Consider the following 15,876-nt stretch of genomic DNA (forward strand, 5'->3'; position numbering starts at 1 on the left):
AGACTATAATTAGATTATAAAAACAGTACTGTTAAAAAAACTTAAAATAAGGAGGGGGAAACTATGATTAGTTTTTTCTTATGTTTATGTTTACTAATAGGTGGATACTTTGTATATGGTAAGATTGTAGATAATACATTTGCACCAGATGACAGAGAAACTCCTGCTGTCAAGATTAATGATGGCGTTGATTATGTCGTTATGCCACAATGGAAACTTTTTCTTGTACAGCTACTTAATATTGCAGGCCTTGGACCAATATTTGGTGCAATGCAGGGCGCACTTTGGGGACCAATAGTATTCTTATGGATAACATTTGGTACAATATTTGCAGGTGGTGTACATGACTATTTCTCAGGTATGCTTTCAGAACGTAATGATGGAGCATCAATCTCTGAAGTCTGTGGTATATATCTGGGTGGATTCATGAAGAATGTTATGCGAGTATTCAGTGTAGTATTGCTTGTAATGGTTGGTACTGTATTTGCAGTAGGACCTGCAGGACTTATAGTTACATTATTTAAGAATGGTAATGTAACAGGTATAGTTACAAATACAGAATTTTGGTTATGGATTATTCTTGCATATTATTTTATTGCAACATTCATATCAATTGATAAGATAATCGGACGTATCTATCCATTATTTGGTATCTGTCTTATAATAATGGCAATCGGCGTTGCAATAGGTATCTTTACTCATTCAGAATATCAGATACCAGAGATATGGAATAATTTTACTAATATGCATCCTTCAGGCACACCAATATGGAGCGTTATGTTCATTACAGTTGCATGTGGTGCTATATCAGGATTCCATGCAACACAGTCACCTCTTATGGCACGTTGTATGAAGTCAGAGAGACAGGGACATTTTGTATTCTATGGTGCAATGGTATCAGAAGGTGTTATTGCACTTATATGGGCAGCAGCAGGATGTTCTATCTACAAAGTAACTGATGGATTAAGCACAGGACTTAGTGAGATACTTGCTAATGGACAGTCAGCAGCAATCTATGATGTATGTTCTAAGACAATGGGTGGTATCGGTGTAGCACTTGCTATGATTGGTGTTATTGTATGTCCTATCACATCAGGTGATACAGCATTTAGAAGTGCAAGACTTGTTCTTGCAGACTGGTTCAAGATTGATCAGGCGAAGTTTACAAAGAGATTATTATTATGTGTTCCACTTCTTGCAGTTGGTGCATTTGTAGGACATCTTGATTATACAATTGTATGGAGATATTTTAGCTGGACTAACCAGACACTTGCTATGATAGTATTATGGACAGCAAGCATGTTCTTATTCAAAGAGAAGAAGAATTACTGGATCACAGCAGTTCCTGCAACATTTATGAGTGCAGTATCAATGACATATTTCTTCTATGCAAAAGAATGTCTTAACCTTGGAACTAAAGTTGCATATCCTGCAGGTATAATTCTTGCAGCAGTATTCTTTGGAATATTTATGTATGCAACCAAAAAACAGACTAAAAACCAGACTAAAAAAGAAAATTTATAAGCTAGAGCGTAAAACCCACTACCTTTAGGTGATGGGTAGTTCACAAAGAAAATTAAGAAGTAATATGCAGGATGATGATATTATTATATTGTCATTCTGCATATATAAGAATCAGACAAGTGTAGATACATATTCGAGTATTGAATATGTGAATAGATAAGTCTGCAGTTCGTATTTATTGCTTGAATAGGAATGTAACAGGGAGGCGGCAGTTATGATATTAGCACCAAGATGTCTTAGCAATAAGACTTTAGAGAGTAATGAACTTAAGGAAGATAAGAAGAATAGTAAGAAGTTTGGACCATGTGCAGTAGGTGAAAAGGCAGTATATCTTAATAGCTTTTATATAGATAGAATGTATTATATACCTTTAGAATCCGTAAAGAGAATATATAAGAGAATAGCAATGAGCAAAGGTGGATTTAGTGGAAAAGGTATATTTGCGACAATTCCATATCTTGTAGTAGAGTATGATAATGGCGAAGAAAAACAATGCAATTTTAAAATAGAAGAAAATGTTGATTCAATGCTTGCGTATGTAAGAAAGAATCATCCTGAGATAAAGACACATAGTGAAGAAGCAGAGAAAAGACTTAGAGAAAAAGAAGAAGCAAAGAGACTTAAGAAAGTGAAAAATCTTACAAAGGAAGCACTTGATAATATAAGTGTACTTAGGAAATCTATGAATTATCTCACTACAAATGAGGAACTTAGTATTGAACTTAGTGCAAGTGCAAAGAAAAAAAGAGTATATGAAAGAAGTAATCCTGCATATAAATGGGTTGCTTTATTCATAACACTTATGGGTGTTGTATCAAGTATATATGGAATATATGCGGTTATGACACATGCGGGATTTGCAATGTATTTTCTACTGTTTGGTCTAGCAGCGATATTCTTATTCTCAAGTGCGAATGTACTTCCAACAGCTAGAAATAATAGACAATATATAGAGAAGAATCTTGAAAAAGCAGTTTCAAGTATGCAAAGATACATAGAGAGATATCCTGAATTCCCACTTCCGGCACATTATGCACATCCTGTGGTACTTAAGAGAATGATAGACATAATAGAAGAAGGAAGAGCAGAGAATATTACAGGGGCACTTAATGTACTTAAGGAGGATCTTAGAGCTCTTAATTCAAGTGTTTCAGTCGAACAAGAAGAATATGATGAGATAATGGCTATAAAACCAATGTTTTTGATTCGTGATTATGAATAGAGTATAGTTCATATAAAGAGAGTATAATTTGTATACATGACATGTATAATGATAGTGGTATAGAAGTTGTTATTATGGGTAAGGGAATTGGATTTCAAAAGAAGTCAGGAGATATTATTGATAAAGATAAGATAGAGAAGATATTCTCATTATCAAAAAAGCATACAGATGTATTTGAGAAACTTGTAGCCAGTGCAAAAGTTGTAAAACTTGCTCATGATAAGTATCCACAGTTTAAGATGGGTAATATGAGTATTATGGCTACATTATACGCATATACGTGTAATCCGGATGATATTATAGCTAATCAGAAGAATATGCAGATTAATAACTGGTATTGTGCAGATGTTCAGGTTCGTGGTGCATATCCATATTTTGCAAAGAGATATTGGGAAGAAAAAGGAATAGATATTAAGATGGAACCTGACGATGAGAAAACACTTAGAGAAGGAAAAGTTGCGAAGTATATACTAAAGATAAATGAAATAATACAGAATTATTAATACATAAATATATTGAAGTATAGAGAACGCCTGGCAGTTCGACTATATTATTGCAAAGATAACTGCTTTTAATATAGTCAGATTGTCAGGTTGTTGTATTACTAAAATTGTTTTAATAATTCAAAGTAACATCTTTATATTTGTATAGGAAGACGCACAATATCGTCTTATATCAACACTTTCGTGACACAATATCCTTTACATTAATGAAGGAAGATGATTTAATAGACATATTAGTAAGGATATTAGCTAAGATTTGTTGTATAGGCAGATATACAATAGTTTGATTGTTAACTAAAGGAAAATAGATAAGATATAAGGAGAATAAGATGAAAAAATATATATTTTTTGATATTGATGGAACATTAATTGATTTTAGAGGGGAGATTCCAGAGTCAACTATTAACGCACTTAATGCAGTGAGAGAAGCAGGGCATAAGATATTCTTATGTACAGGAAGAAGTGTATGCCAGATGCAAAAGGAACTTAATAGAGTTACATTTGACGGAATGGTTGCGGCTTCAGGGGCTTATGTAGAATGTGATGGTAAGGAAGTATATCATCATTATATGCCAAAAGAAGATGTTATGGCTGTTATTGATGAATTTCATAAAGAGGGAACAATGTTCTGCTGTCAGACTAAGGAACATTCATTAAGAGAAGAAGACAGCCGTATCAAATTCTTAGATCTGTTTAAAAGACGTGGAATGTCAGAGAAGAATCTTGAATCGATATTTAATGGTGAAGATAAAGAAATAACAATAGAAGACAATATAGATAAGGTTGAAAAAATAATATACAATGAGAGTACACATACAGTAGATGAGTTAAAATCAATATTTTGCAAGAATATAGAAGTTGTAAGAATGAGTTATGATTCAATGGATATATATAGTGGCGAGATAAGTACTTATGGTATTAATAAGGCATTGGGAATAGAAAAAGTACTTGAATATTATGGTGGAAGTATAGAAGATACGATGGCATTTGGAGATGGTCCGAATGATTTTGAGATGATAGAATATGTTAATACCGGCATTGTAATGGGGAATGGCATAGATGAACTTAAGAAAAAAGCAGACTATGTCACAAAAGATATACTAGACCATGGAATTGAATCAGCACTTAAACATTTTGGGCTAATCTAACATAATAAAAGCATATTTGCTCATTGGAATATAAGTATATCGTAAGTCAGTAGGTGTTAAGCATCTGGAAAATATAAATATTTAAAGAGTGTTTAAATACTTAGCGAATATATGGATTATTAGTGAGTGTTTAAATATTTAAAGATTATTTAAATATGCAAAGGTTAGATGAAAATATGCAGAATGATAGATGAAAAATATTCAGAAAGATAGATTGTTTTTAATGTTGGTGAATAAAATGATAACGTAACACATGAATGATAGAAAAGAGAGGTCGAATCGTTATGAGTAAGATTATATTCTTAGATGTAGATGGAACACTGGTAGATTATGAAGGAAGAATTCCACAGTCGGCGGTTGATGCTATAAGACAGGCAAGAGAGAATGGACATAGAGTATACATATGCACCGGAAGAAGTAAAGCAGAAGTATATGATGATATCTGGAATATTGGAATTGATGGAATGATTGGTGGTAATGGCAGTTATGTTGAAGATAATGGCGAAGTCATAATGCATAGGCATATTACTAAAGAACAGGCAATAAGAATAGTAGATTGGCTTAATGATAATAATCTTGATTTTTATCTTGAGAGTAATTCAGGTCTGTATGCAAGCAGTGGATTTGAAGAAGGAGCAAAAAAAGCAATAGCTGAGTATAGCAGACGTAAAGGAAGAAAAGGAGATATGACTGTAAAAGAAGCATATCCTGATATGATATATGGTGGTGAACTATACAGAGATGATATTAATAAAATAAGTTATGTTCTAAAGTCTTATGATGACTATATCAGGACAAGCAAACAGTTTCCTGATATGCAGAATGGAACATGGGGTGGTGTTAATGAGACAGCACTTTTTGGAGATATCGGGTTAAAGAATATAACAAAAGCGTCAGCGATAGAAGCATTACTTAAACATGTTAATATGACAGTAGAAGATACAATAGCATTCGGAGATGCCAAAATTGATATATCAATGCTTGAATATTGTAATGTAGGTGTTGCTATGGGTAATGGCGGAGAAGAGATTAAGAAGATAGCAGATTATATCACAGATGATATTAATGCGAATGGACTTAAAAATGCATTTGTATACTTGAAACTTATATAATTAATAAATTAACTTATATAACTGATAATCCAAAATTTATATAATTGATAATCTAAGTTAATTTATTAGTGAAGTTTAGGATGGCTACTAATATAATGAGATATAAAATATCATATCATTAATATCAATATATACTTATTGCATCTTAATATTAATTACTAACCTTACAACAGATGTAAGTGTTCAATCTGAATATGAGATGTTATTATAATTGAAGAACAGATAATTATATATTACAACATATTTTAATAAAAAAATGTTGGTATACAATTATTAATCAATTATATATAAAAAGGGGAATAATATATGAAAGACAACATATTACAGATTGATTCTTTAAAAAAATATTATGGAAAGGCTGACAGTGAGACAAAAGCACTTGATGGCATATCCTTTCAGGTTATTCAGGGTGAATTCCTTGGAATAATGGGAAGCAGTGGTTCAGGTAAATCCACTCTTCTTAACTGTATAGCCACAGTTATAAAACCAACACAAGGAAGAATATTGTTAAAAGGTAAAGAGATAAGTAAGATGAATGGCAGAGAATTAGCTTCTTACAGAGGCAATGTAATAGGATATCTGTTTCAGAATTTTGAACTTTTGGATAATCTTACAGGAAGAGAGAATATAATGCTTCCACTCTCAATGCATAATGTATCAGAAAAAGAAAGTGAAGAAAGACTGTTAAAACTCGCTTCATATCTTGAGATAGAACAAGTGCTTGATAAGTTCCCAACTCAGATGTCTGGTGGACAGAAACAGAGAATAGCAGCGGCAAGAGCACTTATATTAAAGCCGGAGATAGTTCTTGCAGATGAACCAACAGGCGCACTTGATTCTAAGAACGCAAGACAGCTTATGGCAAAGCTTGAAGGACTTAATAGAGATGAACGTTCAACGATTCTTATGGTAACACATGATTCGAATGCAGCGAGTTATTGCCAGAGAATATTGTTTATTCAGGACGGCAAGATATTCCATGAATTAAGAAGAGATTATCCTGAAGAGACAAGAGAACAGTTCTATGAGAGAATACTTAATGTTATGGCAAGACTGGGAGGAGGAAGTAACAATGTTCTTTGATTTGGTATCTAAAAATAGTAAAAGAGACAGAAAAGAAAATGGACTCCTTTTTTCAACACTTGTTATATCAATAGTAGCATTTTATCTGATATTATCACTTTCACATCAGGATGTTATGATATTCCTTAAGAAGATGGAGAGCGATGCAGTTAACAAACTTATGATGATGATACCATTATTTTATGGAATGACATTATTTATATTATTTTTCCTTGTATATTTTGCAAGCAGGTATCAGATAGAGCGCAGAAGTCATGAGTTTGGTGTATATCTTATGATGGGAATGAGAAGATACAGATTATTTATGCTTCTTTTGTTTGAAGATGTCAGAAATACATTTTTTGCACTTATAACGGGAATTCCAATAGGAATTGCATTAGCAGAGATAATAAGTCTTGTTACAGTTAAGATGGTAGGAATAGGGATAGTTGAACATAGTTTTAGCATATCGTTAGAAGCTATAATATTTACAATAATAGGATTCGTTATTATCAAATTTATGGCATTTGCAATTCTTAGTGGTAAAGTCATTCACAGACAGATAGGAGAGCTTCTTAATCCAAGACCTGCAGGAAGCAAAAAACAGCATAATCGTATAGTATATATATTAAGTTTTATCTTTGGTATGATAATGCTTGGATATGCTTATGTTATGGCTATAAGAGGTCTGTCATGGTACAATGTAAGAAATATGTTATTAACATATATGGCAGGATTTGTAGGAATAATATGTATATTCTATGGACTTAGATCATTGATGAATACAATAGCTAAGAAGAATAGAAGAAAACAGACTCTTCACACATTTACTTTTAGACAGTTAGAAGAAGCAGTAATTCAAAAATCAGCTTCACTTGCTATAAGTTCAATTCTTATGCTTGCCGGACTTTGTTGTTTTGGAAGTGGTATAGCGATAGCCAAATATTATGGAACTATAGATGAGCATATAATTGATTATACTTTTGCTGCATATCAGAATGATGAAGCAGATAATATAAGAGAAACTCTCGAGAATAGCGATTATGCCAGACTTTTTGATACAATATTCGATATTGAGATTGGTTATATCAGAAAAAGTGAAGATTATGATAATGCATATCTTATGCCAACTGTTATAGATGAACTTAATGCTATTAGCAAGACTGCTAATAATACTAAAAGAGAAGATATAGATATACTTCTTAATAATTTTTCATATACATCATATCCATATCTTATATCGCAGTCAGGATATAATGAACTTCTTAAGCTAAAAGGAGAAGAAGAGTTATCTCTTAAAGATAATGAAGTATGTATGTATATCGGAAGAGGTTTTAATAATGAGAATACAAGAGAGATACTTAATGGGATTATAGCTAAGAGGCCTGAAGTATCGATTGATGGTGAGCCATTTGTATTAACAGGCAGATTATATGCTGATAATATAGTCGTGGATCGTTCAATTACATTATCTTTTGCACTTATAGTTAATGATAGAGTATTTGAAGAGATGACACTAGGAGAGACAGAGATATATACTAATGCAACTCTTTCATCATCTTTAAAAAAAGAAAAGAGCCTTATAAGAACTGTTATGGATGCAAATGAAGAACTTAATGGAAGTGGGCTTGTATATGAGAGCTATCTTCAGAATATGGGAAGAACATTATTTTATAGAGTTGCTGCAAGTTATATAACTATATATCTTGCGATAGTATTCATTATAGTAGCCAATACGATAATAGGTGTACAGTTCCTTACTAATCTTAGAAAAACAGGAAGGCGATATCAGACACTTATTAAGATAGGAGCATCATACGAAGCATTATGTTATTCGGCAGACAAGCAGATTAATTGGTATTTTGGAATTCCAGTAATTATGGCAGCTATAAATAGCATATTTGGAGTCAGAGCATTATTCACAGGAATATTAAGTGGCAGAACTGCGGAAGATACACTGTCTCTTATGATAATATCTTTGGCTATGATTCTTGTCATGTGTGTGATAGAATTAATCTATATAATAGTAGTTAGAAAAGCAGGAGAGAGTTATATTCTCTCACTTATGACACTAGAACGTGAGGAATAGGAGTGTAGACATTGAAGAAGATAATTCTTGTTGAAGATGAGACATATATAAGGGAAGAGATGATACAGATGCTTATAGATGCAGAGTATGATGCGTATGCTATTACAGACTTTGTGAATGTAAGTGAACAGATTCTTGCTAAAGATGCAGATCTTATAATGTTAGATATTAATCTTCCTAATGCAAGTGGTTTTGAGATATGCAGAGATATAAAACATAAAAGTTCTGTGCCGGTTCTTGTATTAACTTCTAGAGATGAGATGTCAGATGAACTTAAGGCACTTAATCTTGGTGCAGATGAATATCTTACAAAGCCATGCAGAAAAGAGAGGATTCTCGCAAGAATTGCTAATGTGTTAAAGAGATATGAAGGGCGTAACAATATGCTTGAAGGAGAAGGAATACTTCTTGATAGAAATACTTATACATTATATATAGACGGTAATTCTGTCATACTTCCAAAGAATCAAGGTAAGATGCTTGAAGTATTCCTGCTGCATTCAGATAATATTGTTACTAAGGAAGAACTTAGCATGGCAATCTGGGGGACAACTGAATATATAGATGAGAATGCACTTCAGGTCAATATTGTAAGGCTTCGTAAGAATCTTAAGAATCTTAATATGAAACAGAGAATAGAAGCAGTGGCAGGTAAAGGATATGTGATGAGAGATGATTAGAGAGATATTTAAGATAATTAGAAAATACAGTGCGATACCTGTTGTAATCGTAATATATACATTGATATTTACGCTGTATCTGTGGATTACAGATTCTAAGAAGTTTTTATTGATTGCGTGTAGTATGTATCTTACTGTATTTATAATAATGCTTTTTATAATGTTTTTTATTATAAAGAGAGAGCTTCGAAGAAAAAAAGTTTTTATGGAATATATTGACAATCTGGATGATAAGAGTGAAGAAAGGCTTCTATATCTGTGTAGTGAAGCTGATAAGGATGCTATATCTGCGATGATAGACATGATAAAGCGAAAAGATTATGAGAATAAAGAGCTTAATGCAAAAAAAACAGACTATGAGGAATATGTAGAGAACTGGGCACATGAGATTAAGATTCCTCTCGCACTTCTTACTATGATAATTGATAATCATTCGGATAAACTTCCGGGTCAGATAACAGATAAGCTTGATTATATAAGAAAACAGATAAAAGAATATGTTGAGCAGATGATGTTATGTTCTAAGATAAACTGTGGTAGAAAAGATTATTTTTTTGAAAATGTTGATATAAAAGATTGTATAGATGAGATAATTGAAGATAGTACAGCTATGCTTGATGAAAAGGGAGTTATTGTAAAGACTAATATAAGTGATGGTACAGTTTTTACAGATAAGCGAGGTATAAAATATATAATAAGTCAGGCTATATCTAATTCTGTAAAATATGCGAAAGACAGTGACGTGATACCGGAGATATCTATAACATTTAGAAAAAATATGCCAAAGAATGATAAGAATGATACTAATATCATCGATAAGAAAGATATGAATCTGGTTGACATTATTGAGATTAAAGATAATGGAATTGGAGTGAAAGAAACAGAACTGCCATTCATATTTGAAAAAGGCTTTACGGGAAATAGTGGCAATGCCAGAAAACATGCTACCGGAATGGGACTATATATTGTAAAGAAGATAAGTGATGATCTTAATATAGATATAGATGTAACTTCTAAGTGGCAACATGGATTTGAGATGAAAATAGCGATTCCGGTAATTAAAACTTTAAAACCACTTTAAAGTTTGATAGAATAAATAAAACAGTCAGGTATATATACATAATATGTGGATAAAAGTATATATAGCCTGACTGTTTATATTTTTGTGATTTAATAATCTTTATGTACTAGTTTATATTAAGTTAATCATAATTACTATTCTTGGATTAAAGTATATATTCTCAATTAAGCTAATTATAACTAATCTTTTTGATTAAAGTATATATTCTCAATTAAGCTGATTATAACTAATCTTTTTGATTAAAGTATATATTTTCAATTAAGCTGATTATAACTAATCTTTTTGATTAAAGTATATATTCTCAATTAAGTTGATTATAACTAATCTTTTTGATTAAATTTTATAATTAAAATTATATTAGAATTATATATAATCATCTATATTACATAAGATATCTTAACAAGTCAATAAATGGAGATATCAGATTAATTCTTTGTTTTCTTTTGCCGGATAAAGTTGAAGGAGTCTGATTATCTCTAAGTTCATAACTGCCATCAGAATTAACACTAAGCGCATCTGCTTCGTATGTAGCCATATATGTCTGCATAGAAGTGTTAAGTTCATTACTGTCAATTACTAGCATAAGTTCTGTATCAAGATAAGCACTTCTCATATCCCAGTTAAATGAACCTACACCGGTTAGTCTGTCACCTATTGTAAAACATTTGCCATGATATGATACACCACTATCATATTCGAGAATGTGGACACCGGTTTTAAGAAGATTATTTTTATGTGCTTTATAATCGGCTGCTCCAAAGGGATTACCATTATTAGCAACTGAATTAGTCATCATAGTTACGTCTTTATCTGAATCACATATCATCTTAAGTCTGCTAGTCATATAATTATTAGCTATTATATATGGCGTATGAAAGTTAATATCACCATCAGCTTCAAGCATTAATTCAGTCATATTATAGAATAGCACAGGCTCTTTGACAGAAGAATTAATAGGATTAGAGAGAAGTTTTATATTATTAGTCTTGTAAGTTATGGAATTATAATCAATAGCATTATACCAGTCTTCGTTATTATTAATACTATTTGAATATAATGTATCTAATTCTTTGCGGGCTTTTTCAACTTTAGATTTGTTAAAGACATCAGTTGAATTACATTTTATTTTACAATCTTTTAGATTCCATACACTTTTATAATATTCTCTAATCTGGTAGATGGAAGAATTGTTACTGTCAGTAGAATTATATACAAGAACATCCCAGTCATAATTCTTATATCCATTGCCTTCACCAAGAAAATAATCATAAGTATTACGTCCACCAAGTATATAGCAGGAATTATCTGCTATAAGATATTTGTCATGCATTCTAGCCATCCCTTTATGTGGTTTTAATGCATTAAGCGGATTGTAGATTTTGATAGTTGCATTATCCATTGAGCCAAGTGCAGTAAAATATGCTCTATTTTTGGAGTTGGTAAAATATGATACACCATCAATCAGCACATTAACTTTAACACCTCGATTAGCAGCATCTATAAGTGAAGCAAGAACTAATTTTCCACTTTTGTCAGCATGAAAATCAAAAGATGACAATATAATCTCATCTTTTGCATTGTTAATAAGACGCAATCGCTCAGTAAGAGCATCTTCATTAGAAAAGAGTATGCAGGCTCTGTCACAAGAAGTATTATCGCTATAATAATCAGCTATTGAAAAAGAATTTATAGTAGCTTTAGAAGCTTTGCCTTGTTGTATATAAGGAAGACATGCAGCAAGTACATAGCTGATTATTAAAAGTGCTATTATAATCCCTTTATGGGACTTAATGAATCTTAATAATATAGATAAAAATTTTGTCATTATTATAAGCCTCCTGTAAATATTAATCTATGCAAAAAAATAATCTAATGTGTAATGAATATCCGGATATTCTCATACATATCAAGGTAATATATGTCAATAATTGTAATAAGTAGAATAACAGATATATAAATATTACAACATATACAATATGCTACAAGAAGCATTGTATGATATAATGAGATAAAAAGCTATTAAAAAAATATTAAAAGTTAAGATAATTATGCAGGATAATTACATATTGTTTTATATGTTTTATATGAAAAAATATGATTATACAATTATCTAGCTAAAAACTGTTAAAGAAAGCGAGGAAAATATGAATACAAAAGAAAGCCTTATCAAGGATCTTATTAATATGGGACTTACCGGAGAAGAGACTATATTGATTCATTCATCAATGAAAGCTATTGGTGAGACTTTAGGTGGAGCAGATACTGTGCTTGACGCACTTATGGAATTTTTTAAAGATGGACTTTTACTGTTGCCAACACATACATGGAAGAACATTAATGAAGATAATCCGGTATATAACCCTGATGTCGAGCCTTCGTGCGTTGGGCTTCTAACTAATATGTTCATGAGACGTGAAGAAGTTATACGTTCACTTCATCCTACACATAGTATGGCTGGATGGGGAAAAGGTGCTGAGGAATATCTAAAAGGTGAAGAGAATAATAATACTCCATGTACACCACATGGCTGTTATGACCGATTAAGAGAGTGTGGTGGTAAGATACTTCTAATTGGAGTAGGACATGAGAGAAATACTTTTATTCATAGTGTTGAGGAAGTGTTAAATGTTCCAAACAGGCTCTCAGATAAGCCTATGCACCTTAAGATAGTGATGCCGGATGGAAGCAAGAAGGATGCGTGGGTTAGAAAACACTATAATAAGAATCAGCCACATATATCAGAAGATTTTGTGAAGTTAGAAGAGGCTTTTTATGACTGTAATGCTGCTATAAAAGTTAAGTTTGGTAATGCAGACAGTATACTTTGTGATGCCAAGCGTATATTTGAGACAGTAAGGCATGTAATAGCACCGGATCCTGAATGTATAGTTACAGCTAAGAGTATAGATGCTGACAGATGGAAAAACGCATAGCAAGAATAATAAAGAATTAGCAATATTATTAAAAAACAGTGGCTTAAATACTTGAACTTAGCAGAGAATAATAGTATAATCAAAAAGGTTGATAAAAAATAAACAAACTTTTAAAAGAAGAGAATTAGGAGGAGTTAACCATGGTTAATTGGAACAATTTAGATACCCTTGCTTCATTTAAAGAACTTTTAAATGTAGAAAAAGTTGATCTTACAAAAGTAATGTCAGGTGAAGAAGGAGCAGAGCGTGTTAAGAATTACAGCGTAAAGATGGCTGGAGATATGACATATAATTATGCAGCTAAACAGGTTAATGATAAAGTTCTTGAAGCACTTGTAAAGTTAGCAAAAGAAGCACAGCTTTCAGAGAAATTTGAAGCACTCTATAATGGCGAAGTTGTTAATACAGGTGAAAAACGTCTTGTACTTCACCAGCTTACAAGAGGACAGCTTGGTAATGCTGTAGAAGCAGATAATACAGATAAACGTAGTTTTTATGTAGAACAGCAGGAGAGAATTGCAGATTTTGCTAATAAAGTACACAATGGTGAGATTACTAATGCAGCAGGAGAAAAGTTTACAACTGTTGTACAGATTGGTATCGGTGGTAGTGACCTTGGTCCTCGTGCAATGTATCTTGCACTTGAAAACTGGGCTAAGAAGAATAATACATTTAAGATGGAAGCTAAATTCATCAGTAATGTAGATCCTGATGATGCAGCAGCTGTACTTAATTCAGTAGATGTAGCACATTCAATCTTCATTCTTGTATCTAAATCAGGTACAACACTTGAGACACTTACTAATGAATCATTTGTAAAAGATGCATTAAAGAAAGCCGGATTAGATCCTTCAAAACACATGATAGCAGTTACAAGTGAGACATCACCACTTGCTAAGAGTGATGATTATCTTGCAGCATTCTTCATGGATGATTATATTGGTGGCCGTTTCTCATCAACATCAGCAGTTGGTGGTGCAGTATTATCACTTGCATTCGGACCAGAAGTATTTGCTGAATTCTTAAAAGGCGCAGCAGAAGAAGACAAACTCGCATTAAATGAAGATGTATTAAATAACCCATCAATGCTTGATGCATTAATTGGTGTATATGAACGTAATGTACTTGGATATCCAGCAACAGCAGTATTACCATATTCACAGGCTTTAAGCCGTTTCCCAGCTCATCTTCAGCAGCTTGATATGGAATCTAATGGTAAATCAGTTAACCGTTTTGGAGAACCAGTTGATTATGTTACAGGACCTATTATATTTGGAGAACCAGGAACTAATGGACAGCATTCATTCTATCAGTTACTTCATCAGGGAACAGATATTGTACCTCTTCAGTTCATTGGATATAAGAACAGCCAGATTGGAACAGATGTAGTAATTCAGGATAGTACAAGCCAGCAGAAACTTTGTGCTAATGTAGCAGCACAGATTGTAGCATTTGCATGTGGTAAAGCTGATGAGAATAAGAATAAGAACTTTAAAGGTGGCCGTCCATCAAGTATCATCATCGGAGAGCAGGTTAATCCAGAATCACTCGGTGCATTATTAGCACATTTTGAGAATAAAGTTATGTTCCAGGGATTCTTATGGAATGTAAATAGCTTTGACCAGGAAGGCGTACAGCTTGGTAAAGTACTTGCAAAACGTGTACTTGTACATGAGACAGACGGAGCATTAAAAGTATATAGTGATCTTTTAAATATATAATATTGAAACCAATATATTATGATATGAGGGGAGTAATAGTATGAATATTTTAGTAGTTATTGATATGCAGAATGATTTTATCGATGGTTCACTTGGAACAAAAGAAGCAGTAGCTATTGTTCAGGCAGTAGTTGATAAGATTAAGAATTTTGAAGGGACTGTACTTGCAACAAGAGATACACATGAGGAGAATTATCTTGATACGCAGGAAGGACGCAATCTGCCGGTTAAGCACTGTATAAGGGGAACAGATGGCTGGCAGATAAGAGAAGAGATTGCAGAACTTATTAAGGAAGAGCCAATAGATAAACCAACATTTGGAAGTATAGAACTTGGTAAGAAGATATATGAGCTTTCACAGACAGAAGATATAGAGAGTATAACACTTATAGGATTATGTACAGATATCTGTGTTATATCTAATGCTATGGTTATCAAGGCATATCTTCCGGAAGTTAAGATAATTGTTGATAGCAGATGTTGTGCAGGTGTGACACCAGAGAGTCATATAAGAGCACTTGAAGCTATGAAAGTATGTCAGGTAGAAGTGCAATAATTATTAGAAAGCATATCATAAGAATATAATATAATTAGATATTGATAATATTAATAGAATTCCTGTTAGATAAGAACATATTAAGATATAGTATGTTTAACTAACAGGAATTTTGTTTTTAGGCTCTTTGTCAAGAGCGGGGGTAAAATCCCATATTGGAAACCTGGTGCATAAGCATCAGGTTTCTTTAATATAACTAAGTCGTTGATAGCAAAATTCTATTTCTAAAATTCTCAAAGTTACGG

The 15,876-nt window shown here is 32.4% G+C and carries 13 protein-coding genes; 12 read left to right on the top strand and 1 reads right to left on the bottom strand.

Annotated elements, in window-relative coordinates:
* Positions 1–63 precede the first annotated feature (63 nt).
* The 9 genes from KQI85_RS07460 to KQI85_RS07500 all read left to right on the top strand — a co-directional run bounded on the left by KQI85_RS07460 (position 64) and on the right by KQI85_RS07500 (position 10,421).
* Positions 64–1,524, top strand: a complete 1,461-nt coding sequence (locus KQI85_RS07460) for a carbon starvation protein A (RefSeq protein ID WP_216575460.1) — start codon at positions 64–66, stop codon at positions 1,522–1,524.
* Between the two features lie 214 nt (positions 1,525–1,738).
* Positions 1,739–2,746 (top strand): ATPase P, encoded by a 1,008-nt coding sequence (locus tag KQI85_RS07465; RefSeq protein ID WP_216575461.1) that lies wholly within the window; start codon positions 1,739–1,741, stop codon positions 2,744–2,746.
* A gap of 41 nt (positions 2,747–2,787) precedes the next feature.
* Positions 2,788–3,249 (top strand): family 1 glycosylhydrolase, encoded by a 462-nt coding sequence (locus KQI85_RS07470; protein WP_256448198.1) that lies wholly within the window; start codon positions 2,788–2,790, stop codon positions 3,247–3,249.
* A 329-nt stretch (positions 3,250–3,578) separates the two neighbouring features.
* Positions 3,579–4,397, top strand: a complete 819-nt coding sequence (locus KQI85_RS07475) for a Cof-type HAD-IIB family hydrolase (RefSeq protein ID WP_216575463.1) — start codon at positions 3,579–3,581, stop codon at positions 4,395–4,397.
* 284 nt (positions 4,398–4,681) lie between these two features.
* On the top strand, positions 4,682–5,509 hold the full coding sequence (locus tag KQI85_RS07480) for an HAD family hydrolase (RefSeq protein ID WP_216575464.1): 828 nt from the start codon (positions 4,682–4,684) through the stop codon (positions 5,507–5,509).
* A gap of 306 nt (positions 5,510–5,815) precedes the next feature.
* Positions 5,816–6,592 carry an ABC transporter ATP-binding protein gene (locus KQI85_RS07485; protein WP_216575465.1) on the top strand — a complete coding sequence of 259 codons (777 nt, stop codon included), beginning with the start codon at positions 5,816–5,818 and terminating at the stop codon, positions 6,590–6,592.
* Positions 6,534–8,660 carry an FtsX-like permease family protein gene (locus KQI85_RS07490; protein ID WP_371820564.1) on the top strand — a complete coding sequence of 709 codons (2,127 nt, stop codon included), beginning with the start codon at positions 6,534–6,536 and terminating at the stop codon, positions 8,658–8,660. The genes KQI85_RS07485 and KQI85_RS07490 overlap by 59 nt, the downstream gene beginning before the upstream one ends.
* A gap of 11 nt (positions 8,661–8,671) precedes the next feature.
* Positions 8,672–9,340 (top strand): response regulator transcription factor, encoded by a 669-nt coding sequence (locus tag KQI85_RS07495; protein ID WP_216575466.1) that lies wholly within the window; start codon positions 8,672–8,674, stop codon positions 9,338–9,340.
* Positions 9,333–10,421 carry a HAMP domain-containing sensor histidine kinase gene (locus KQI85_RS07500; RefSeq protein ID WP_216575467.1) on the top strand — a complete coding sequence of 363 codons (1,089 nt, stop codon included), beginning with the start codon at positions 9,333–9,335 and terminating at the stop codon, positions 10,419–10,421. The genes KQI85_RS07495 and KQI85_RS07500 overlap by 8 nt, the downstream gene beginning before the upstream one ends.
* 382 nt (positions 10,422–10,803) lie before the next feature.
* Here KQI85_RS07500 and KQI85_RS07505 read toward each other — a convergent pair whose 3' ends face one another.
* Positions 10,804–12,246, bottom strand: coding sequence for a phosphatidylserine/phosphatidylglycerophosphate/cardiolipin synthase family protein (locus KQI85_RS07505; protein ID WP_216575468.1), 1,443 nt, complete (start codon positions 12,244–12,246; stop codon positions 10,804–10,806).
* Between the two features lie 319 nt (positions 12,247–12,565).
* On the opposite strand from KQI85_RS07505, the gene KQI85_RS07510 reads away from it, so the two are divergent.
* From KQI85_RS07510 to KQI85_RS07520, 3 genes are all read left to right on the top strand, one after another.
* On the top strand, positions 12,566–13,354 hold the full coding sequence (locus KQI85_RS07510) for an AAC(3) family N-acetyltransferase (RefSeq protein ID WP_216575469.1): 789 nt from the start codon (positions 12,566–12,568) through the stop codon (positions 13,352–13,354).
* 140 nt (positions 13,355–13,494) lie between these two features.
* The gene (locus KQI85_RS07515; RefSeq protein ID WP_216575470.1) at positions 13,495–15,075 is read left to right on the top strand and encodes a glucose-6-phosphate isomerase; all 1,581 of its coding nucleotides are present in this window, start codon (positions 13,495–13,497) and stop codon (positions 15,073–15,075) included.
* 40 nt (positions 15,076–15,115) lie between these two features.
* Positions 15,116–15,631: a cysteine hydrolase family protein gene (locus KQI85_RS07520; RefSeq protein WP_216575471.1), complete on the top strand. Its 516-nt coding sequence runs from the start codon at positions 15,116–15,118 to the stop codon at positions 15,629–15,631.
* Positions 15,632–15,876: the final 245 nt, after the last annotated feature.

This window comes from Falcatimonas sp. MSJ-15 (assembly GCF_018918265.1).
Classification (GTDB): Bacteria; Bacillota; Clostridia; order Lachnospirales; family Lachnospiraceae; genus Falcatimonas.